Origin of the sequence: Leucobacter shiyiweii (assembly GCF_052446065.1) — a bacterium.
In the GTDB taxonomy this organism is placed as follows: domain Bacteria; phylum Actinomycetota; class Actinomycetes; order Actinomycetales; family Microbacteriaceae; genus Leucobacter.
In genome coordinates this window covers 730511-752265 of record NZ_CM127080.1, presented here as the reverse complement: position 1 = coordinate 752265, position 21755 = coordinate 730511, and the positions used below count along the sequence as shown (strand labels likewise).

Sequence of the window (21755 nt, the reverse complement as noted above, 5' to 3'; positions counted from 1 at the left end):
AGTAACACCCGCGAGTTTGGTCGAGCCCAGACGTGCGGGTGTTACTGATCTTTCCCTGCATTCGCGCGATCGATTGCCGGGCCCAACTCATCAACGACCAGGCTTTCGGTGTCGTACTGCCCGGTTCGGTAGGAAGCTCTGCCGACCATATGCGCGGCAACCGGAGCGGTCAGCGACTGGAAGACAAAAACCGGGATCAGTGAAAGCAAGGTCACCCAGGAACGCTGATCCAACGCGATCGCCGTGATGATCAGGAGCAGGCCAAAAACCTGAGGCTTTGTGGCCGCGTGCAGCCTACTTAGCGCATCCGGAAAACGCAGGAGTCCGACCCCGGCTGCCACAGAGAACCCGGTAGCCGCGATTACGCATACGAGCGCTAAAGCATCCATGACCTGCTCAATCATTGGGCACCTCCCCTGGCCCCACTGGAAGGGTGGTCCGCGTGCGTCGCTTAACATAGCGTGCGACCGCAATCGTGGCGAGCACCGCGGTGGCCGCAATTGCGGTCATCAGCGGTATCCCGTCGACGTGATTCCGTAGCACCATGTCGGTTCCGACCGCGAGTATTAGCGTGGTGAGTAGCACGTCTGATGCGATCATTCGATCGAGGATCGTGGGCCCGCGCACAATGCGGATCACGGTGAAGAGCGCGGTTAAGGTCAGGCCAGCAACGGCAAACGCCACTGCAATGCTGGACAGCACAGTCATGACAGCTCCTTCAGATCTCGCTTCGAGCCGATTGCACGAATCAGAAGCTCTTCGATCTCCAGAGCCGCTTGTACGGCGTGCTGCGTTTCGCGGGCTGTCGGAGTATTCAGAACATGGAGGTACAACGTGGAGCCGTATCGATCGACTTCTACGATGAGAGAACCCGGAATAAGGGAGGCGGTGAGTCCCACCATCGTCAGGATGAAATCGGATTTAGTCCGCAATCGTACCGCGACGATCGATGTCTTGGGTGGCGGCCCGGGCCGAAATGTGAGCCAGGCAACCTGCACCGAAGCAATCGCGAGATGCCAAAAGAAGTACAGCACGTAGCGGAGTGCCCACCAAACATTGAAGCGGGCAGCAATGAGCACCGGCGGTAAGTAGAAAAGTCGCAGGGCGAAAAGCGCAACGACTATCCCACTGAGAACCGACATGAGGCTCACTTCATGCCACAGTGCAACCCAGGTGAGCACCAATCCAATAAGCAACGGAAGCTCGCTCAGCGTGAGCAGCCGTTCCCGACGCCTCGCCTCACGACCCATTGTCCACCTCATCCAGCTGCTCAGAGTCAGCGTCACTGCCCCCCGGAAGCTCGGTGCGACCACTGCCTCCGCCGAGCCGAGAATCCTCGCTCGGCTCGAGGACGAGGCGAGCAATCTCCGCGGGTTGGGTGAGCATCTCACCTGCACGTTCAGAGTATGCGTAGAGTGGCCCGGCGAAAAGCGTCAGCACCACGCTGACCGCCACCATGCCGGTGGTGGCACCCACCATGAGACCCGGGATCTGTCGCTGTTCCTGACGAGGAATCGCATCGGGAGCATCGTGCAACCGGTCGAGAAGTGCATCTTCTCGGTCCCTGAGCATCAGTGCCTCAGTAGACGTCGACGGCACAGCTACGGGCTCCCCGAGAGCCGCCGACCGTGTGCGCCAGAAAGCTAAGCTCCATACTCGCGCTAGCGCGTACAGCGTGAGGAGTGATACCAGAGCCCCTACCCCCATGAGCCAATAGGTCCCTGGGGTGGCCAACTCCGCGCCCGCCTCAAATAGACCAAGCTTGCCGATGAAGCCTGAAAACGGAGGTATGCCGCCGAGATTGAGCATCGGGATGAAGAACAATATGGCAATTACCGGCGCAGCACGGAGCAAGCCACCGAGCGAGGTCAACGACGTGGATCCACCCTGCCGTTCGATCAGGCCGACCGCGAGGAAGAGGGTCGTCTGCACGATGATGTGATGGGCGATGTAGTAGATGGTCGCACCAAACCCGGCCGCAGTGGCCATTCCTATCCCAAAGATCATGTACCCGATGTGGCTGATCAGCGTGAATGAAAGAAGTCGCTTGATGTCGAGTTGAGACACTGCTCCCAGTATTCCAACTATCAACGTGAGCCCAGCAATAACCAACAGCAGATTGTCTACGCTCGACTGCGGGAAAAGTTGGGTCTGGCTCCGAATGATGGCATAGACGCCGACCTTCGTGAGTAATCCGGCGAATACCGCAGTGACCGGGGCTGGTGCCGTCGGATAGGAGTCAGGAAGCCAAAACGCAAGTGGAAAGATTGCCGCTTTGATTCCAAAGGCAATGAGGAGTAGCAGGTTGAGTATGAGCTGGACCTCGCTCGGCAACTCTGCAATACGGATGGTGAGTTGTGCCAGGTTGACGGTGCCCGTTGCCGCGTAAATCACTCCGATACCAGCAAGGAAGAGGATAGAGGACACCAGTGAAACCACCACGTAGGTCACACCAGCACGTATGCGGGGCGCGGTTCCACCCAGGGTGATGAGCACATAGCTGGCAACGAGAAGAATCTCGAAACCAACATAGAGATTGAAAAGATCACCCGCGATAAATGCGTTGCAAACACCAGCGCCGAGAACCAAGTAGGTCGGGTAATAGATCGATACCGGAGTGTCCTCGTCGCCATCTGCCAGACCTTGACCAAGCGAAAACAAGAGCACCGCGAGCAGCACAGTCGCCGACACCACAAGCATGAGTGCAGAGAGTCGGTCGACAACGAGAGAGATGCCATAGGGGGCCGCCCAGCCTCCTACCTGCATGACCAGGGGCCCTCCGGAGTCCACGGCCCACATCAGGACGAGACTCACGGCAAGCATGGCGATGAGGGCGCCAACTGTAATCGCCTGCTGAGCGCGGCGACGCCCGGGAAGAGCAAGTGTCAAAGCTGCGCAGCCCAGGGGAATGAGCACGACGAAGGGAACCCACGCATTCATCGCTCCTCCCCCACTTCATTTTCCTTCTTTTCGAATTCTTGAGTCTCAGCGAGATCAACATCGGTGACTTCTTCTGTCGTGAAGTCATCTGCCTCTGCAAGCCCCAGTTCCTGCTCTTCAACCCGCACCGAATCTTCCTCATCTTGTCGAGAGAGTCGCCACGAACGATAGATCAGGGCCAGCATGAAGGCGCTCACGCCGAAGGTAATCACAATCGCAGTCAGGGTGAGGGCTTGCGGAAGCGGGTCGCTCATATCTTCCGCATCGGCGGTGCCAACGATTGGCGCAACACCGAAACCACCCGAGGAGAGGAAAAGCAATAGGTTCGTCGCGTTGCCCACGAGGAGAAAACCCAGCAAGATCCTCGTGAGTGAGCGATCAAGCAGAAGATACACTCCGCCGGCGTATAGCACCACCATTACCAGGACGAGAACGAGGGGCATAGTCATCGCTGATCACCTCGCCCTGCCTGAGCCGGCTCACTTTCTGACTCTTCCTGCCGATCCACCTCGGCTCCGAGACTCCGGAGCACGTCAAGGATGAGACCGAAGACCACGAGATACACCCCCACGTCGAAGAGCGTCGAAGTGACAAGAGGAAGAATGCCGAGAGGGCCGAGGTCAAGATCAATCCAAGAAGAGGCCAATGCCGCCTGCCCAAAGAAGATGGGCAGGATCGCCATAGTAGTGGCGAGTGCAAGACCAGCGCCGAGAATTCGACCGGCATCAACAGGGACAGTAGCCCCGAGCTCGGCGCGACCACCTGTGAGGTAACGCGCAACGAGGGCAAGGCCTGCCACGAGCCCACCCGCAAATCCGCCACCAGGTGTGTTATGACCGGTCAGGAGCAGGTAGAACGAGAGCAGGATAAGCGCGTGAAAGATCACTCTAACGACGACCTCGAGAATAATGGACCGCCGTGACGGATCGAGGTCTTTGCCCGCCAACAACCATGTGCTCCGCTGCGCCGAGTCGTGAGGATCATCGACCCGCTTCAAATAGTCCCTCACCCGAATTCGGGCGGCACGGCGACTGAGCTTCGGCAAAATGTCTATCCGGGTCTTCACAAAAACGAGTGAGGCGACTCCAGTAGCCGCGGCAAGAACTACCGAGAGCTCCCCCAGGGTGTCCCATCCACGAATATCGACAAGGGTTACATTCACGACATTGGACCCATGTCCTCCGGCATATGCTAGCTCGGGGAACTGCAGGGAAATTGGCTCCGCAATTCTTGCGCCCATCGCAACGAGCGCGACCGCGCCGAGGGTAAGACCCACTGCCACCCCAATGACCGCACGCACCCAATGCTTGGCGCGGGAAGCTCGCACCCCGATGTGCTGAGGGAGGCGCCGGATGACCAGCACAAAAGCGATCAGCGTAACCGTCTCCACGAGCGCCTGGGTCAACGCCAAGTCAGGTGCACCGTGCAACATGAAGATCGATGCCATGCCGTATCCGGTGACTCCAACGAGAACGACTGCCTGAAAGCGTGTACGGGCGCGGACCGCGAAAAGTGTGGCGAGAATCATCACCATCGCAATGGAAATCTGAGCAGGCGATGTAGCCCAGTCCAGATTCCCGGGCCAGGGAGCTGTGACGATCAAGGGCACCGCGAGAGCGCCTACAAGAACGATGAGAATCACAGAAAGGTAAAACGGTAGTGACCCACGCTGCGTGAGCGAGGTGAGCCTGATCGCGAAAACGTCGATCCAGTGGGTGAAAAGCCAATAAATGTGTGATCCAGAGAAGCGCTCGGGCACCCCCGTAAATCGCAGAGCGAGTCGAGTCACCATGAAGGTCAGACCCACACCCAAAGCGATTACGAGTGTCGATACCCCGAGCGCCGGGGTGAATCCGTGCCACAGAGCGAGATGCTCCGGGACCACGGAAGACGGCTGAATCGCGAGCTGAAGCCACGGATCGAGCAAAGGCGCTGCGACACCCGAGCCGAGTGCGATCACAGCAAAGACCATCGGGGCAAAAAGAATACTCGGGGACTCGCGATGCACGAGGGTGCAAGCGTCAACGGCTCGTTTCGTCGCGAAGGCGCCCCAGAGGAAGCGCCCCATGTAGGCGACCGTGAGTATGCTGCCGACGACCGAAACAATGAGCGCCAGCCAGGCGATCGGAGCGGTCTGCGTGAGCACGATCAGCTCGGTAAAGACAGCTTCTTTCGCCACGAATCCTATGAACGGCGGAAGCCCCACCATCGACGCCGCGGAGACCACGGTGATCGCAGTGAGCGCCGGGACCTGTCGACCCAAACCGCTGAGTTTGCGAAGATCGCGCGTACCCGCCCCGTGATCGATGATTCCCACTGCAAGAAACAGGGGCGCCTTCGCAACCGCATGGGCGAAGAGCAGCGCCAGACCGGCGAAATCGCTGAGTGGAGAGGCAAGCCCGAAAATCATAACGAGGAAACCCAGCTGGCTGACGGTTCCGTGCGCGACGATGAGTTTGATGTCGAACTGGCGAAGAGCCCGGATGCCGCCATTCAGCATAGTAATGGCGCCCAAAATTACGAGCGTCTCACGGTAGCCAGGAACCTCCCCGAAACCCGGGCCAATCCGCGCGATGAGGTAGACCCCCGCCTTGACCATCGCTGCTGCGTGAAGATAGGCGCTCACCGGGGTAGGCGCGGCCATTGCGCCGGGCAACCAGAAATGAAACGGGAAGATTGCAGACTTTGAGAGCGCACCCACGAGAAGCAGAAAGACGGCGACCGTCGCAGCCACACCTTTGGGGGGAGACGCGACAATCTCAGACAGATTCGCGGTCCCGGCGCCAACCGACAGGATCACGAGGCCAACGAGCATCGCTAGCCCCCCAAGCGTCGTCACAATAAGTGCCTGGAGCGCGGCGGACCGCGCAGTTCGCTGCCGCTGGGAGTGGCCGATCAGCAGGAAGGAGAAGACTGTGGTGGCTTCCCAGAAGATGAAAAGCAGATATACGTTGTCGGAGAGCACAAGCCCGAGCATCGATACAGTGAAGCCCACAAACACGGCGCCAAACCGCGCGAGACCGTCCTCTGAGTCTTCGAAGTAGTTGCGACAGTATACGAGTATGAGGGCGCCAGCCCCCGTAACGAGCAGCGCGAACATAAACGAAAGGGCGTCTAGTCGAAAGACCAGATTGAGTGAAAGCTGCGGGATCCAGGAGACCGACTCGACAAGAACATCGCCTGCTAGGACATCGCCAGCTTGGCTGATGAAAGCCAGAAACAAGCCAGCAGGGACCAGAGCGACGATCACAAAACCGTTGCTGTGGAATCGGCGGATTATTGGATAGGCGATGAGTGCGGTGATGGAAAGAGCAAAAAGCGCGGTTGCCATCACACCCATGCGCTTCCTCCTTTAGCGATCGAAGTAAGTCTACCGGAGTAAGAAATACAAAAAAAAAGAGGCTGGTCTCATTATTGAGACCAGCCTCCTTATGAAGAGGTCCGGCGGTGTCCTACTCTCCCACACCCTCCCGAGTGCAGTACCATCGGCGCAGTCAGCCTTAGCTTCCGGGTTCGGAATGTAACCGGGCGTTTCCCTGACGCTATAACCACCGTAACACTATTGACATACCAAAACCCACCCACCCACACCCCCACAAAAGAAGGCACAAGCAGCAAGTCGTGGCCGTACGTCAAGAACCACAAAGCGGACGCGAAACATCGTTAGAAGGACTACATTCAACACATACCCATGTATAAATGATTATCAAGCCATCGGCTTATTAGTACCAGTCAGCTCCACACCTTACAGTGCTTCCACATCTGGCCTATCAACCCAGTAATCTCCTGGGAGCCTCACCACCACAAGGGTGACGGAAATCTCATCTCGAGGCCGGCTTCCCGCTTAGATGCTTTCAGCGGTTATCCATCCCGAACGTAGCCAACCAGCCATGCCCTTGGCAGAACAACTGGCACACCAGAGGTCCGTCCAACCCGGTCCTCTCGTACTAGGGTCAGATCCTCTCAAATTTCCAACGCGCGCAGAGGATAGGGACCGAACTGTCTCACGACGTTCTAAACCCAGCTCGCGTACCGCTTTAATGGGCGAACAGCCCAACCCTTGGGACCTACTCCAGCCCCAGGATGCGACGAGCCGACATCGAGGTGCCAAACCATGCCGTCGATATGGACTCTTGGGCAAGATCAGCCTGTTATCCCCGAGGTACCTTTTATCCGTTGAGCGACAGCGCTTCCACAAGCCACTGCCGGATCACTAGTCCCGACTTTCGTCCCTGCTCGACCTGTCAGTCTCACAGTCAAGCTCCCTTGTGCACTTACACTCGCCACCTGATTGCCAACCAGGTTGAGGGAACCTTTGGGCGCCTCCGTTACTCTTTAGGAGGCAACCGCCCCAGTTAAACTACCCACCAGGCACTGTCCCAGAACCCGATCAGGGTCCGTAGTTAGATATCCAATATGACCAGAGTGGTATTTCAACAATGACTCCACAAGAACTAGCGTCCCTGCTTCACAGTCTCCCACCTATCCTACACAAGCCACACCGAACACCAATACCAAGCTGTAGTAAAGGTCACGGGGTCTTTCCGTCCTTCTGCGCGTAACGAGCATCTTTACTCGTAGTGCAATTTCGCCGAGTTCATGGTGGAGACAGCTGGGAAGTCGTTACGCCATTCGTGCAGGTCGGAACTTACCCGACAAGGAATTTCGCTACCTTAGGATGGTTATAGTTACCACCGCCGTTTACTGGGGCTTAAATTCAAAGCTTCACCCCGAAGGGTTGACCTCTCCTCTTAACCTTCCAGCACCGGGCAGGCGTCAGTCCGTATACATCCAATTGCTTGTTAGCACGGACCTGTGTTTTTAGTAAACAGTCGCTTCCCACTGGTCTCTGCGGCCACCACACCCTTTCCGGAGTAAATCCGTATAAGTGGATGGCCCCCCTTCTCCCGAAGTTACGGGGGCATTTTGCCGAGTTCCTTCACCATGATTCTCTCGATCTCCTTAGTATTCTCTACCTGACCACCTGTGTCGGTTTGGGGTACGGGCGGCTAAAACCTCGCGCCGATGCTTTTCTTGGCAGCATAGGATCACTGACTTCCCCTTACGGGTCCCCATCACATCTCACCCTCAATGAACCGCGGATTTGCCTACGGTTCGGGCTACATGCTTAGCCCGGGACAACCATCGCCCGGGACCAGCTACCTTCCTGCGTCACACCTGTTAATACGCTCACCTCACCAATTCGGGTTCGTACACTCCACCCAGAAATCACCCGAAGGATCAAACCAGACTTCACATACTTAGCACTCATGGATCAGCGTTTGACGGTTTTTCGCCGGTACGGGAATATCAACCCGTTGTCCATCGACTACGCCTGTCGGCCTCGCCTTAGGTCCCGACTTACCCAGGGCAGATTAGCTTGACCCTGGAACCCTTGGTCTTCCGGAGGACGGGTTTCTCACCCGTCTTTCGCTACTCATGCCTGCATTCTCACTCGTGTGGGCTCCACGGCTGGATCACTCCGCCGCTTCACTGCCCACACGACGCTCTCCTACCCATCCAACGGACTGAACCACGAAGGCTTGTCTATACGCTGAATGCCGCAACTTCGGTGGCGTGCTTGAGCCCCGTTACATTGTCGGCGCGGAATCACTTGACCAGTGAGCTATTACGCACTCTTTCAAGGGTGGCTGCTTCTAAGCCAACCTCCTGGTTGTCACAGCAACTCCACATCCTTTTCCACTTAGCACGCGCTTTGGGACCTTAGTTGGCGATCTGGGTTGTTTCCCTCTCGACTATGAAGCTTATCCCCCACAGTCTCACTGCTGCGCTCTCACTTACCGGCATTCGGAGTTTAGCTGACGTCAGTAACCTTGTAGGGCCCATCGGCCATCCAGTAGCTCTACCTCCAGTAAGAAACACGCAACGCTGCACCTAAATGCATTTCGGAGAGAACCAGCTATCACGAAGTTTGATTGGCCTTTCACCCCTATCCACAGCTCATCCCCTCAGTTTTCAACCTAAGTGGGTTCGGTCCTCCACGACGTCTTACCGTCGCTTCAACCTGGCCATGGATAGATCACTTCGCTTCGGGTCTAGGACACGCGACTGAATCGCCCTATTCAGACTCGCTTTCGCTACGGCTTCCCCACACGGGTTAACCTCGCCACATGCCGCTAACTCGCAGGCTCATTCTTCAAAAGGCACGCTGTCACAGCAACAAGGCTGCTCCAACGGATTGTAAGCAAACGGTTTCAGGTACTATTTCACTCCCCTCCCGGGGTACTTTTCACCTTTCCCTCACGGTACTAGTCCGCTATCGGTCATCTGGAAGTATTTAGGCTTATCAGGTGGTCCTGACAGATTCACACGGGATTTCTCGGGCCCCGTGCTACTTGGGATACACACCACGCGGCCAAGCCATTTCGAGTACGGGATTCTCACCCTCTCCGATCAGCCATTCCAAGCTGTTCCTCTATAACTTGACGCTCACGTCGAAGACTCGGCAGAATCTCCAGGCATGTCCCACAACCCCGACCATGCAACCCCTGCCGGGTATCACACATGACCGGTTTAGCCTGATCCAGTTTCGCTCGCCACTACTCCCGGAATCACTATTGTTTTCTCTTCCTGTGGGTACTGAGATGTTTCACTTCCCCACGTTCCCTCTACCCGCCCTATATATTCAGGCGGGAGTCACCAGGCACGCACGCGCCCTGGCGGGGTTTCCCCATTCGGAAATCCTCGGATCACGGCTCGTTTATCAACTCCCCGAGGCTTATCGCAGATTACTACGTCCTTCTTCGGCTCCAGATGCCAAGGCATCCACCGTTTGCTCTTTAAAACTTGAAATCACATAAGTAAAGAGAATAAACGCGCACACCACCCCAAAAGGGCAATCCACACGCTCAGACCTTATAAATGAAACACATTGTGTTTCAAAGATGCTCGCGTCCACTGTGTAGTTCTCAACGTACGGTCGATCCCCCCACCATGAGCAACACGTCTCACAGCGAAGAGTCAGAAGACCAGCCCACCCACACCCCAAAAAGGAGCGCAAACAGTCTGGGCCTCCAGGACCCAATAATGTGCACAAAACGGACACCCACCACCATGACAGAAAGTTCCAACAAACCCGAAGATTCGCGTACTACCCCCACCACACCAGCAGACACCCTGTTATCAAATGTTCCACCCATGAGCACCCAGCACCACACATTCGGTGATGATCTGGGCAATCTACGAAACCAAAGGTTCCGAGTGCTCCTTAGAAAGGAGGTGATCCAGCCGCACCTTCCGGTACGGCTACCTTGTTACGACTTAGTCCTAATCACCAGTCCCACCTTCGACGGCTCCCTCCACAAGGGTTAGGCCACCGGCTTCGGGTGTTACCGACTTTCATGACTTGACGGGCGGTGTGTACAAGGCCCGGGAACGTATTCACCGCAGCGTTGCTGATCTGCGATTACTAGCGACTCCGACTTCATGGGGTCGAGTTGCAGACCCCAATCCGAACTGAGACCGGCTTTTTGGGATTCGCTCCACCTCGCGGTATCGCAGCCCTTTGTACCGGCCATTGTAGCATGCGTGAAGCCCAAGACATAAGGGGCATGATGATTTGACGTCATCCCCACCTTCCTCCGTGTTGACCACGGCAGTATCCCATGAGTTCCCACCATAACGTGCTGGCAACATAGGACGAGGGTTGCGCTCGTTGCCGGACTTAACCGAACATCTCACGACACGAGCTGACGACAACCATGCACCACCTGTAAACGAGTGTCCAAAGAGTTGACCATTTCTGGCCCGTTCTCGAATATGTCAAGCCTTGGTAAGGTTCTTCGCGTTGCATCGAATTAATCCGCATGCTCCGCCGCTTGTGCGGGCCCCCGTCAATTCCTTTGAGTTTTAGCCTTGCGGCCGTACTCCCCAGGCGGGGAACTTAATGCGTTAGCTACGACACAGAACCCGTGGAACAGGCCCTACATCTAGTTCCCAACGTTTACGGCATGGACTACCAGGGTATCTAATCCTGTTCGCTCCCCATGCTTTCGCTCCTCAGCGTCAGTTACGGCCCAGAGATCTGCCTTCGCCATCGGTGTTCCTCCTGATATCTGCGCATTCCACCGCTACACCAGGAATTCCAATCTCCCCTACCGCACTCTAGCTTGCCCGTACCCACTGCAAGCCCGAGGTTGAGCCTCGGGTTTTCACAGCAGACGCGACAAGCCGCCTACGAGCTCTTTACGCCCAATAATTCCGGACAACGCTTGCACCCTACGTATTACCGCGGCTGCTGGCACGTAGTTAGCCGGTGCTTTTTCTGCAGGTACCGTCACTTGCGCTTCTTCCCTACTAAAAGAGGTTTACAACCCGAAGGCCGTCATCCCTCACGCGGCGTTGCTGCATCAGGCTTGCGCCCATTGTGCAATATTCCCCACTGCTGCCTCCCGTAGGAGTCTGGGCCGTGTCTCAGTCCCAGTGTGGCCGATCACCCTCTCAGGCCGGCTACCCGTCGTCGCCTTGGTGAGCCATTACCTCACCAACAAGCTGATAGGCCGCGAGTCCATCCATCACCAATAAATCTTTCCAACAACTGACCATGCGGCCGCTGCTCGTATCCAGTATTAGACGCCGTTTCCAGCGCTTATCCCAGAGTGATGGGCAGGTTACTCACGTGTTACTCACCCGTTCGCCACTCTTCCACCCAGCAAGCTGGGCTTCATCGTTCGACTTGCATGTGTTAAGCACGCCGCCAGCGTTCGTCCTGAGCCAGGATCAAACTCTCCGTAAAATACTGATGTCACCAACCAGCGGAATAAGCCAGCAAGCAACGAGTTTGACCTGACAAACAAAAACAAACCATCAACCAACCCCGAAGGGCCAGTACTGACAATCCGAATTATTCATCCAAAAGAATCACACCACCGAAACCCCGAAGAGCCCCGATGACGGGATATAAAATTTGGCATTTGACAATTAAGTGCACACTATTGAGTTCTCAAGGACCAGACACCCCCCGTAACGACCCGCAGGCCCTCCGAAGAGCAACTTTCCTAACTTACCACACCCGAATCAACCCTGCAAATCGATGTCCCGGCGAACCAGAAACGATCAGCAATGATTCCCCGCATCACAGACACGAGACCTCACAAGGCGGTGAGATGAGCGACTTCCAACTTTATCAGAACGAATTTTGATTATCAACTCGTTGATCTTGGTGGAGATCTTGTCTGACTCAGGAGCTTTTCGCTCCCTGCCAACGAGTGATAACTATATGACGATTTGGATCGCCCCCGCAAACCGGCCCGATGGGCCGGGCGTGTCGCCATATATTTCCGCGATATTCACTCGGAGGCGGCCCAATTCAACCTGCTTAGATAGACGCGTGCCAGAAACAGCTACTCACCCGAACCCGCCCTCTCCTCGAGATTTTCGCTTTGATATCGAGCATCGTTTGGAACGTGGCGGTCTCCGCGGCACCGACGGAAAGCCACTGGGCCGGGCGGGCGTGATCCACACGCCTAATGGAGCGATCCAGACACCAGCTTTTATTCCCGTTGGCACGAAGGCCACGGTGAAGTCACTTCACCCTGAGACGGTCGAGCACCTGGGTGGCCAGGCCGTCTTGGCGAACGCCTACCACTTGTTCTTGCAGCCCGGAGCCGACCTGATCGATGAAGCTGGAGGCCTCGGTCGCTTCATGAACTGGAGCGGACCCACCTTCACCGACTCCGGGGGATTCCAAGTGATGTCACTCGGTGTTGGTTTCAAGAAGGTGATCTCTATGTCCGAGCAAGCCTTTGCTGACGCAGAAGTCATCGCAAAGACCAAGGACAGGCTCGCGCATGTTGACGAGGATGGCGTCACCTTCAAGTCCTTTATCAACGGAGATAAGCACCGATTCACCCCAGAAGTATCAATGCAGATCCAGCACCAACTGGGCGCAGACATCATGTTCGCATTTGATGAGTGCACCACGCTCCTGAATACACGCCCCTACCAGGAGGATTCAGTCGCGCGCACCGAGCGCTGGGCAGTACGGTGCCTCGACGAGCACGCAAAACTCACGTCGGAACGCAGCCATCGGCCCTACCAGGCTCTCTTTGGTGTGGTGCAGGGCGCGCAATACGAAGACTTGCGGCGACAGGCGGCGCGCGGCCTCGCAGGCTTGACCGGTGAGCAGTCTGACGAGCAAGTCTTTGACGGCTTCGGTATTGGCGGGGCGCTGGAAAAGACCGAGCTCGGAAAGATCATCGGGTGGGTGAGCGACGAACTTCCCGAGAACAAGCCCCGACATTTGCTGGGCATCTCCGAGCCAGATGACCTATTCGCTGGCGTCGCCGCCGGCGCGGACACCTTTGACTGCGTCGCGCCCTCACGACAGGCACGTGGCGGAACCATGTACTCGTCTACCGGACGAATCAATGCCAAGTCCGCTAAGCAACGTCGTCTCTTCGAACCCCTCGATCCCGAATGCGACTGCCACACTTGCAAAAACTACACCGCTGCGTACCTGCACCATCTGTACAAAGCGAACGAGATGATGGCCTCGACCCTAGCGACGATCCACAATGTGCGTTTCATCGTGCGACTCGTCGACAAGATTCGCCAAAGCATTATCGACGACACGTTCGTTGAGCTGCGAGAAGAGACCCTCGGACGGATCTACGGCACTACAAGGTAGCGGTCGCCTCCGCCGCGCGGACCCGCGCAATCACACGCGTCGTCACGGGGAGAAGCACGACCTCTGCCGCACACTTGATTGCATACCCGAGCGCAACGTATCCGATGAAATCCCAGCCAGAGATCTCGCCGTAGAAGGCAATAGTGCAGAAAACCAAAGTATCAACGAGTTGACCGATCAAGGTGGATCCGATCAACCGTGTGCGGAGGAAGCGACCCGAGGTGCGTTCCCGCAAACGAACCAACACCCAGGCATTCACAAGCTGACCAATGAGAAAAGCCGTGAGGCTTGCGAGCACGATACGCGGCACAAAACCGAGAACCGCTTCAAACGACTCTTGGTTCTCCCATCCCGGCGCCGCGGGGCTCAACTGAACCACCCAGATCGTAACCGAGGCCAGGGCCGACAGCAGAAATGCCGTGACAATTGCTCGGCGTGAGGCCTTCCAGCCATACACCTCGGCGAGCACGTCCCCCACGATGTACACGAGGGGAAACAGGAATACGCCCCCATCAACGATGAATGGGCCGGCTGCGATGAGCTTCACCGCAGCGATATTGCTGATCAACAGCAACCCGATAAAGGTCGACAGGATGATCGCGTACCGTTGGCCGAGCGCCGCAACCCTCGTCCCGGTCGCGGGCATCACGACTGTCTCCACTTCAGTCGTCAACTTGACCCACCCCAAGGGCTCCGTGGATCAGGTCCATATTCAGCTTTGCGGCAACCCGTGCCCCACCGCCCGCCGCGATAATAAGTTGTTGGGGACCGGGCGGAACGATATCGCCAGCGGCATAGATGCCGCGGATTGAGGTCTCCCCTCGATCGCTTACCGCAACAAGGCCCCAACCGTCCCGATCCAAAGATTGATCACTGATGAACTCGACGGGTGCGTGCCAGCGCGGTCGCACAAAACCGCCAACACGGGGGATCACGGTGCCATCTGCCAGCCGGACACCGGTCATCTCGGCCTTTTCCCCGACGATGTCGTCAATGGCACGCCGCTCGACACGGATACCGATGCTAGCCAGCTGTCGTTCTTGATCCGGACGGACCGTGTCGGCGCCGTTAGTGAAGACGATCAGGTCGCTGCTAAACCGACTGATGAGCAGAGCTCGACCAAACAAATCTGAGGTCTCGCCAATCAGCACCAGTGGCTTGTCCGTCTTTTCGAAACCGTCACACTCCACACAGCTATGCAGTGCAGTGCCATAAAACGCGCGGATCATGGGGAAGGGAGGCAGTTCTTCGGTAAGACCTGCCGTGATCAGCACGCGTCGGGCAAGAAACTCGACGTCTGCCGCGCCCCGAACGCCGCTCCCCCGTACCCGGAATCCAATACCATCCGGAAAGCCGGTAGCACGCGCCTCGTCGACCGTCAGTGGCGAGACCTCACTTACGACAGCCTGAGCGAAAGTCGCCGTGGGATACCGCTCGAACTCCTCGCGGCCAAGTCGCCGTAATTCGAGCGGTGACGAGCCGTCACGCGTGAGGAAGCCGTGCGACTGAAGAGTCGCCGAGTGTCGAGGGCGATTCGAATCGATGATCGCAATACGACGATTGGCGCGAACCAGGTTGACCCCGGCAGAGAGGCCAGCCGGGCCCCCACCAATAATGGCGACTCCGACCGGCAGATGGCCACTCGCCGAGACAGGGGTAGTCACTTCGATTCCTCCTCCACACGCAACGCGAGCCGAGCAATCCGAGCAAGAGATTCCTCGCGGCCAAGCAATTCAAATGATTCAAAGAGCGGCGGGGAGACACGTCGACCGGAGGCGGCGACCCGCAGCGCCCCAAACGCGACGCGAGGCTTCAAGCCCATCCCGTCAATCAGCGCTTCTTGCAGAGCCGACTGAATTCGCTCTGTCTTCCATTCGTCCAGGCCAATCTGCTCGAGTGCGCGTTGGCCAGCTGCGAGCACCTGAGCGGCATCAGCTTGCAGCGAAGCGAGAGCATCCGCATCATATTCGAGCGCGTCGGCCGAGGTAAAGAGGAAGCCGAGCATTCCTACCACTTCGCTGAGCACGGTAACCCGACTCTGAATGAGTGGCACCGCGGCCTTCACGGTTGCCAGTTGCGCACCGGTGGCCTCTACCGGGAGAACGCCCGCTGCCACGAGGTACGGCAGAATCCGCTCGCCAAAATCCTCCTCAGAAAGCAAACGGATGTGATCAGCATTGATCGCGTCAGCCTTCTTCTGATCGAAGCGTGCCGGATTAGGGTTCACATCCACAACGTCAAATGCGGCGACCATCTCTTCGCTGGTGAAGATGTCTCGATCTGCAGAGAGCGACCACCCGAGAAGTGACAGGTAGTTCAGCAGACCCTCCGGAATAAAACCACGCTCACGGTGATGTAAGAGATTCGACTCGGGATCGCGCTTCGAGAGCTTCTTGTTTCCTTCCCCCATGACATAGGGAAGATGCCCGAACTGAGGAATCGCCGGTTCGATTCCCAGACTGACTAGAGCACGATGGAGCGCGATTTGCCGCGGGGTCGAAGACAACAGGTCTTCGCCGCGGAGCACGTGGGTGATGCCCATCAACGCGTCATCCACTGGGTTCGTCAATGTGTAAAGCGGAGCCCCGTTGGGCCGGACGACAACGAAGTCAATGGTTGACCCTGCAGGAAATGAGATGTCACCACGAACGAGGTCCGGGAACGAGAGGTCAATCTCAGGTACGCGGAAGCGCAGCGCAGGCTGTCGCCCCTCAGCCCGGAAGGCTTCTCGCTGCTCGTCGGTCAGTTCACGGTCAAAATTGTCATAGCCCAGTTGCTTCGGGCGGCCGTTCGCAGCATTTCGTGCGTCGATCTCTTCCGCAGTCGAGTAACTCTCGTACAGGAAACCGGCGGCGAGAAGCTTGTCTGCAATCTCTCGGTAGATTTCGCCCCTCTGGGATTGCCGGTACGGCTCGTGGGGGCCGCCCGCGTCAATTCCCTCATCCCAGTCCAGGCCGAGCCACCTCAGCGAGTCGATGATCTGCTGGTAGCTTTCCTCGCTGTCGCGCGCAGCATCAGTATCTTCGATGCGAAATACAAACGTGCCGCCGGTATGCCGAGCGTAGGCCCAATTGAACAGCGCTGTGCGCACCATACCTACGTGCGGGGTGCCCGTTGGCGACGGGCAGAAACGCACCCGGACGTCGCTACCGGTGGCGGTGGAAAACTGGGGTTCAGTGGAAGTAGACATTGCCCCCAGTCTAGCGACGCAGGAGTGGGAAGAGGCGCAGTACGAGCACCACTCCCCCAGCAACGAGCACAGCCCCGAGCAGGGAAAGAAGTGGGAAACCTCCCATCGCAAAGAGCACCCCGGATGTAGCTCCGGCAAGCGCCCCAGACGCGTTCATCACCGTATCTGCTTGACCTTGCCGCTTCGGCTTACTAGCTGCAGGTGTGACCTCCGTGAGGAGTGCGGCTCCCGCGACGGTCACGGCACCCCAACCGAGTCCGAGCAGCACGAGTCCAATCTGAATTACGAGGTGCGAGTTACCGCCCAGGGCGGTGCAGGCGACCGCAGCGGCGAGGATCCCGAAGCCCCCAAGGATCACCGGAGGCGAACCGAAGCGACCTGCGAGCAGGCCGAACACCGGTGAGAGTGCGTACATTCCGGCAATATGCAGGCTGATGGTGAGCCCCACCAACGTGATGCTCCCGCCGTGTTCGGTGATGTGAAGCGGAGTCATCGCCATAATCGAGACCATCACAGCGTGCGCAGTCGCAATCAACGCGATGATCAGTCCCTGCGTCGACGCGCTGGCAGATGGCTGAGTCCGAACTGAGTCAGCGCGGCCAAATGCGGCCCGATTGTTCAATGTGTGAGTGAGTGCCGCCTGCTCCCCCACAGCGGCATCACGAATTGCCAGAGCACGCGCTGCGAGGAGGGGGTCAGGCCGGAGTCCGAACCAGGTGGCCGCCCCCGCAGCGGCCTGCGCGAGCATGGTAAATACGAAGACCCCCGAGAGCTCAGGGATGCCGAGCGCCGCGCCGACAACAGCCCCCGGACCGATGAGATTCGGACCTACCACTGCTCCGACAGTGATTGACCAGACCACCAGCGAGATGTCTCGTGCTCGCCGGTCTGGAGCCGCGAGATCGGCCGCACTGAATCGCGCCTGGAGCTGCACCGCCGTCGCGATGCCGAGCACTGCGAGCCCGGTAAGGAGCAGAGCTCCGAGTTGCATCACGGCTGCGAGGATAACGAGCATCGCGCCGACGACGGCAATCAGGTTGCCGAGCGACAACGCGAGACGGCGCCCGCGCCGAGCGGCAAGTCGGGCAAGCGGAATTCCCGCAATGGCGGCTCCCACCGCGTTCATGGTGGCGGCAAGACCAGAGAGCGCCGTATTGCCGGTCACCTCGCTGATCAGGAGGGCGCCCGCAGAGAAGCCTGCCCCGACGCCGAGCCCGCCGAGTATCGTTCCCGCGGCTAGAACTGTTACCGTACGGCGCTGCACCCGCGCCTGTTCTTTCGGCACAAGTGCGGCCGCTGAGGATGCGGGACTCATGCCGCAGGCTCGAGATGCCAGGCCGTTCCGTCAATGTGAGAAAGTAGTCGCTTGCACAGGCGCACCTGCGGGCTCTCGTTCGCGGTATCCATCGAAACGAGACCAATAGTGCGATACCGAGGCGGAACGAGTGGCAGCGCCGCAGCATCATCAGGAAGTGTGCGCGCAGCGGCAAGAGCCAGCCCCGGTACCAAAGCAACAGCTCCGCCCGCGGCCGCCATCGCAAGCATTGCCGGTACGTTGTCCGTCTCTTGGATGATGTCCGGTTCGAAGCCGTTCTCTGCAGCGGCAGCAAGGAGGTGCCCTCGGCATTTCTCGCAGCCCGCGATCCAATGCTCCTCCGCGTAGTCGTCGAGATGCGCCTCGGTGAGCCCTATCGCGCGTTCCTGAGCGAGCACCAGGCTCACCGTCTCGCGCCAAAGCGGAGTGAACACGCTACCGGCGGGAAGTTCAGCGGCACCTGCATAATCGAAAATCAGTGCACAATCAACCTCGCCATCACGCAGAAGTGCGACGGCACCTGGGGGCTCTGCTTCTCGATATTGCAGTGAAACTTCCGGAGCTTCCTCGGCAAGGCGCCGCATTATTGCCGGAACGATGGTCGCAGATGCCGAAGGAAAACCAACGAGCCGCAATACTCCTCCACGCTCGCCGCGAAGATCGTCGATTGCTGCGAGTGCCGCGTCGATCTCTGCGACGACCGTGCGCCCATGATCCGCCAGAATGTTACCCGCCGTTGTTAACCGAATACCTCGTCCCTGCCGCTCAATGAGCGGCACCGCCAGGCGAGTCTCGACACGCTTAATTCTCTGGCTGACCGCGGGTTGACTCAGCCCGAGGCTTGCCGCCGCTGCAGTGAGCGAGCCGGTCGTCGCGAGCGCATACAGAATTCTCAGTTCTGTTGAATCAATAGAGCCGAGCGGATCGGGTGTTCGGGGCGTACTCATGCCCCCATGATAATCTGAGTGAAACTCAAACGCGAGACGTATTCACTGAGGTTATGCGTTTCCGGCGCCCATCCGGTCTGCCTCTCGGCGATCAGATTCGGTGGCCACCAGCTGACCGCACGCTCCGTCAATCTCTTTGCCCCGGGTATCTCGCAGAGTCGTCGGGATTCCTGCGTCGTTCAGACGGTTCACGAATTCTCGAGTGACTCCAGGCTCCGACCTTGTCCACACTGAGCCAGGCGTCGGATTGAGTGGAATGGGGTTCACATGCACCCACCCACGGCCCCGTGCGTTGAGCTTGTCGGCGAGCAAATCTGCACGCCAAGCGTGGTCGTTCATATCTTTGATCAGTGCATACTCGATTGAGACTCGTCGGCCGGTCTTCTCAAAGTATCCTCGTGCCGCATCCAACACTTCATCGACCTTCCAGCGACTGTTTACCGGAATAAGTTCGTTACGAAGTTCGTCGTCGGGCGCATGGAGCGACAGCGCAAAAGTGACTGGGATGTCTTCGTCGGCAAGCTTTCGAATGGCAGGGGCCAATCCAACAGTCGACACGGTGATTCCACGAGCGCTCATGCCGAGTCCCTCCGGAGCAGGAGCAACCATTCGACGAACGGCGTTCATGACACGCTTGTAGTTCGCAAGCGGCTCACCCATTCCCATGAAGACAATGTTGTTGACGCGTTCGGGCTCCGCCCCGTTGCCCACCTCCCGGCCACGGCCTAGCCCACCCTCAGTGATAACGCGGTTCGCCTGGACGATTTGATCAAGAATCTCGGCGGTTGACATGTTCCGGGTCAGGCCTGCCTGGCCGGTCGCACAAAAGGGGCAGTTCATGCCGCATCCACACTGGCTCGAGACGCACAGCGTAATTCGGCCCGGGTATCTCATGAGCACCGATTCCACCAACGCGCCATCGAAGAGCCGCCAAAGGAATTTGACGGTCGCGCCGTCGTCGGTGGTGAGACGCTTCACCTCGGTGAGAAGTGGCGGAAAGAACTCCTGAACAATGCCCTCGCGTCGTTCGCGCGGCAAATCAGTCATGAGATCGGGATCGGTGGTGTGATGCACAAAATAGTGTTGCGAAACCTGTTTAGCGCGAAACGCGGGAAGTCCAAGGTCACGCATTTTCGCCTCACGTTCCGTCAGTGTGAGGTCTGCGAGATGCACGGGCGGCTGCTTCACCCGAGGCGAGGCGAACTGCAGGGTGGGCCGTCCGTCGGGGTCGGTGAGCTGCTTCCAACCCTCGGCGCGGGGCCGTGCCTGCGGTCGCGTTCGTTCCGCAGCCGGAGTGGTAGGAATAAGCCTGCCCGCGCTGGGCTGCGCGTTATGAGTGAGTTTCGAAGGATCCATTGCTCTCTATTGTCGCAGCTTCATCGCCCCGGTCGCCGGGAACCTCGAAGATAATCAGGAGCCACCATATGAGAAGTGCAACTCCTGCGATCATCAGTACCCAACCGACCGTCAACGGGAGCAGCAGAAGGAGGAGCCAGACCAGAGCCAGAAGCAGCACTCGGGTGAGCATCCTGATCTTGAAGAGCCAGTGGCCGACTGCCGTTGTGCGGAGGCCGAGAGCAGTTAATCGGCTCTGCAGACGCGTAGTCAGCCCAGTTGTCGACTCTCGCAAAGCGACTGAGGCGCGCGACGTTCCGAAACTGAACCCGAGAACAGCGAGCAGCAGCCCGAACACGAGAATCGCGGAAGCCGAGGATCTCATTCCGTTCACGACCTGCGTGAACAGGACAGCGAGTGCTTCCGCCCCGATCCCGATAGTTGGTGCTTGCGTGCTCAGGACAGCCGAAAGCACTTCAAACAGCATCAGCATGATCAACGAGCCGATCATCAACCCCACCCCGGCTCCACTCACAGCTCGCAAGCGTCGAGGCGCGACGAGCACCCCGGCTACCAAAAGCACTGCTGCGATGGCCGGTAGCCACCAGCCGAGCAAGGTTGTCAGGGTCACCGCGAGGGCAAGCGCGGGGAGCGCATCACTTTGAACAATGGAGAGTTCGGCCTCGACAACAGGTATCGCGGCTGAAAACGCAAAGCCCCGATCCGCAAGCGAGATCTTCACGGACTCGATAATCGGAGCGAGCTGGATCGCGACGGTTCCGGCGCTGTCGATAGTCAACGCATTCCCTGTGTCGGGATTTTGGCTCGCTGCAGCGAGGAAGGCTCGATGGCTGACACGCAAGGCTTGCTCCCATGCCGCATCAAAAACGTCAGATGCCACCACCTGCGAGACCCCTGACGACACAGCACTACGCACGCCATCGGCTGCCGGTTGACGCAACAGATTGAGCGCGGCGCTTGCGTTATCTGGAAGCCCCAGCTCAATCACACCATCGAAAACCGCGTCCGTTAATCCGTCGATATCAAGCTCAGCATCGATCACCTTCACGACTTGGGATGTAATCTCAGCCTGAATTGCGGGATGCTCGGCAAGCGGCGCGAAGGTGTCAACAAACCGACTTTCGTCAAGGAGCTCACTTTGCGCCCAGTTCGCGAGAATGCCAAAAGGGACGAGCACCGCGGCGAGGGAGATGCAGAGCACCGCCGCAAACGTCCGGATCCCCACTCTCCAGCCGGGCCGAGACTCCGATGCGGCCGCCCTCGACCGGAGACTTTGGTTCTCTGCCTCAAGATCTCTCAATCGAGCGGTAAGGGCTTCCTCGTTGGAGCTTGACGTCATGGGCAACAGTTTCCCTTTTT

At 58.1% G+C, this 21755-nt stretch carries 14 protein-coding genes and 3 rRNA genes; 1 reads left to right on the top strand and 16 read right to left on the bottom strand.

All coding sequences use genetic code 11. The annotated features are described in order from the left end of the window. Window positions 1-41 precede the first annotated feature (41 nt). The 9 genes from mnhG to ACTNFJ_RS03550 form a co-directional block, all read right to left on the bottom strand. Window positions 42-404, bottom strand: a complete 363-nt coding sequence (gene mnhG / locus ACTNFJ_RS03590; protein ID WP_435906997.1) for a monovalent cation/H(+) antiporter subunit G — start codon at window positions 402-404, stop codon at window positions 42-44. Then, complete coding sequence (locus ACTNFJ_RS03585) at window positions 397-708, bottom strand: MrpF/PhaF family protein (RefSeq protein ID WP_435906998.1); 312 nt, start codon at window positions 706-708, stop codon at window positions 397-399. Before ACTNFJ_RS03585 ends, mnhG begins: the two co-directional genes overlap by 8 nt. Next, window positions 705-1250, bottom strand: a complete 546-nt coding sequence (locus ACTNFJ_RS03580) for a Na+/H+ antiporter subunit E (RefSeq protein ID WP_435906999.1) — start codon at window positions 1248-1250, stop codon at window positions 705-707. The genes ACTNFJ_RS03585 and ACTNFJ_RS03580 overlap by 4 nt, the downstream gene beginning before the upstream one ends. After that, window positions 1240-2940 (bottom strand): Na+/H+ antiporter subunit D, encoded by a 1701-nt coding sequence (locus ACTNFJ_RS03575; RefSeq protein ID WP_435907000.1) that lies wholly within the window; start codon window positions 2938-2940, stop codon window positions 1240-1242. The genes ACTNFJ_RS03580 and ACTNFJ_RS03575 overlap by 11 nt, the downstream gene beginning before the upstream one ends. Then, window positions 2937-3389: a Na(+)/H(+) antiporter subunit C gene (locus ACTNFJ_RS03570; protein ID WP_435907001.1), complete on the bottom strand. Its 453-nt coding sequence runs from the start codon at window positions 3387-3389 to the stop codon at window positions 2937-2939. Before ACTNFJ_RS03570 ends, ACTNFJ_RS03575 begins: the two co-directional genes overlap by 4 nt. After that, window positions 3386-6280 carry a Na+/H+ antiporter subunit A gene (locus tag ACTNFJ_RS03565; RefSeq protein WP_435907002.1) on the bottom strand — a complete coding sequence of 965 codons (2895 nt, stop codon included), beginning with the start codon at window positions 6278-6280 and terminating at the stop codon, window positions 3386-3388. The genes ACTNFJ_RS03570 and ACTNFJ_RS03565 overlap by 4 nt, the downstream gene beginning before the upstream one ends. Window positions 6281-6379: 99 nt before the next feature. Next, window positions 6380-6496 (bottom strand): 5S ribosomal RNA (gene rrf / locus ACTNFJ_RS03560). A 146-nt stretch (window positions 6497-6642) separates the two neighbouring features. After that, window positions 6643-9753 (bottom strand): 23S ribosomal RNA (locus ACTNFJ_RS03555). A gap of 419 nt (window positions 9754-10172) precedes the next feature. After that, window positions 10173-11695, bottom strand: a 16S ribosomal RNA gene (locus tag ACTNFJ_RS03550). Together the 16S, 23S and 5S rRNA genes form the textbook arrangement of a ribosomal RNA operon. 594 nt (window positions 11696-12289) lie before the next feature. Here ACTNFJ_RS03550 and tgt point away from each other — a divergent pair. Then, window positions 12290-13588: a tRNA guanosine(34) transglycosylase Tgt gene (tgt, locus tag ACTNFJ_RS03545; protein ID WP_435906493.1), complete on the top strand. Its 1299-nt coding sequence runs from the start codon at window positions 12290-12292 to the stop codon at window positions 13586-13588. Here tgt and ACTNFJ_RS03540 read toward each other — a convergent pair. The 7 genes from ACTNFJ_RS03540 to ACTNFJ_RS03510 are packed head-to-tail and all read right to left on the bottom strand — an operon-like array spanning window position 13578 to window position 21597. Beyond that, entirely contained in the window at window positions 13578-14261 is a 684-nt protein-coding gene (locus ACTNFJ_RS03540; protein WP_435906494.1) for a queuosine precursor transporter, read from the bottom strand. The genes tgt and ACTNFJ_RS03540 overlap by 11 nt on opposite strands. After that, on the bottom strand, window positions 14251-15252 hold the full coding sequence (locus tag ACTNFJ_RS03535) for an NAD(P)/FAD-dependent oxidoreductase (RefSeq protein ID WP_435906495.1): 1002 nt from the start codon (window positions 15250-15252) through the stop codon (window positions 14251-14253). The genes ACTNFJ_RS03540 and ACTNFJ_RS03535 overlap by 11 nt, the downstream gene beginning before the upstream one ends. Beyond that, entirely contained in the window at window positions 15249-16778 is a 1530-nt protein-coding gene (gene gltX, locus ACTNFJ_RS03530; protein ID WP_435906496.1) for a glutamate--tRNA ligase, read from the bottom strand. Before gltX ends, ACTNFJ_RS03535 begins: the two co-directional genes overlap by 4 nt. 10 nt (window positions 16779-16788) lie before the next feature. After that, window positions 16789-18093, bottom strand: a complete 1305-nt coding sequence (locus tag ACTNFJ_RS03525; RefSeq protein WP_435906497.1) for an MFS transporter — start codon at window positions 18091-18093, stop codon at window positions 16789-16791. Further along, window positions 18090-19040 (bottom strand): LysR family transcriptional regulator, encoded by a 951-nt coding sequence (locus ACTNFJ_RS03520; RefSeq protein WP_435906498.1) that lies wholly within the window; start codon window positions 19038-19040, stop codon window positions 18090-18092. The genes ACTNFJ_RS03525 and ACTNFJ_RS03520 overlap by 4 nt, the downstream gene beginning before the upstream one ends. 51 nt (window positions 19041-19091) lie before the next feature. Further along, the gene (gene rlmN / locus ACTNFJ_RS03515; protein ID WP_435906499.1) at window positions 19092-20396 is read right to left on the bottom strand and encodes a dual-specificity RNA methyltransferase RlmN; all 1305 of its coding nucleotides are present in this window, start codon (window positions 20394-20396) and stop codon (window positions 19092-19094) included. Further along, a complete protein-coding gene (locus ACTNFJ_RS03510; protein ID WP_444711788.1) occupies window positions 20371-21597 on the bottom strand; it encodes a hypothetical protein in 1227 nt (408 codons plus the stop codon). The genes rlmN and ACTNFJ_RS03510 overlap by 26 nt, the downstream gene beginning before the upstream one ends. Between the last annotated feature and the right edge of the window lie 158 nt (window positions 21598-21755).

Excerpts from the sequence above, each read along its gene's own strand:
- ACTNFJ_RS03525 (WP_435906497.1), bottom strand. The coding sequence starts at position 18,093 with ATGAGTCCCGCATCCTCAGCGGCCGCACTTGTGCCGAAAGAACAGGCG.
- ACTNFJ_RS03570 (WP_435907001.1), bottom strand. The coding sequence starts at position 3,389 with ATGACTATGCCCCTCGTTCTCGTCCTGGTAATGGTGGTGCTATACGCC.
- ACTNFJ_RS03580 (WP_435906999.1), bottom strand. The coding sequence starts at position 1,250 with ATGGGTCGTGAGGCGAGGCGTCGGGAACGGCTGCTCACGCTGAGCGAG.
- mnhG (WP_435906997.1), bottom strand. The coding sequence starts at position 404 with ATGATTGAGCAGGTCATGGATGCTTTAGCGCTCGTATGCGTAATCGCG.
- ACTNFJ_RS03575 (WP_435907000.1), bottom strand. The coding sequence starts at position 2,940 with ATGAATGCGTGGGTTCCCTTCGTCGTGCTCATTCCCCTGGGCTGCGCA.
- gltX (WP_435906496.1), bottom strand. The coding sequence starts at position 16,778 with ATGTCTACTTCCACTGAACCCCAGTTTTCCACCGCCACCGGTAGCGAC.
- rlmN (WP_435906499.1), bottom strand. The coding sequence starts at position 20,396 with ATGGATCCTTCGAAACTCACTCATAACGCGCAGCCCAGCGCGGGCAGG.
- ACTNFJ_RS03520 (WP_435906498.1), bottom strand. The coding sequence starts at position 19,040 with ATGAGTACGCCCCGAACACCCGATCCGCTCGGCTCTATTGATTCAACA.
- ACTNFJ_RS03565 (WP_435907002.1), bottom strand. The coding sequence starts at position 6,280 with ATGGGTGTGATGGCAACCGCGCTTTTTGCTCTTTCCATCACCGCACTC.
- ACTNFJ_RS03585 (WP_435906998.1), bottom strand. The coding sequence starts at position 708 with ATGACTGTGCTGTCCAGCATTGCAGTGGCGTTTGCCGTTGCTGGCCTG.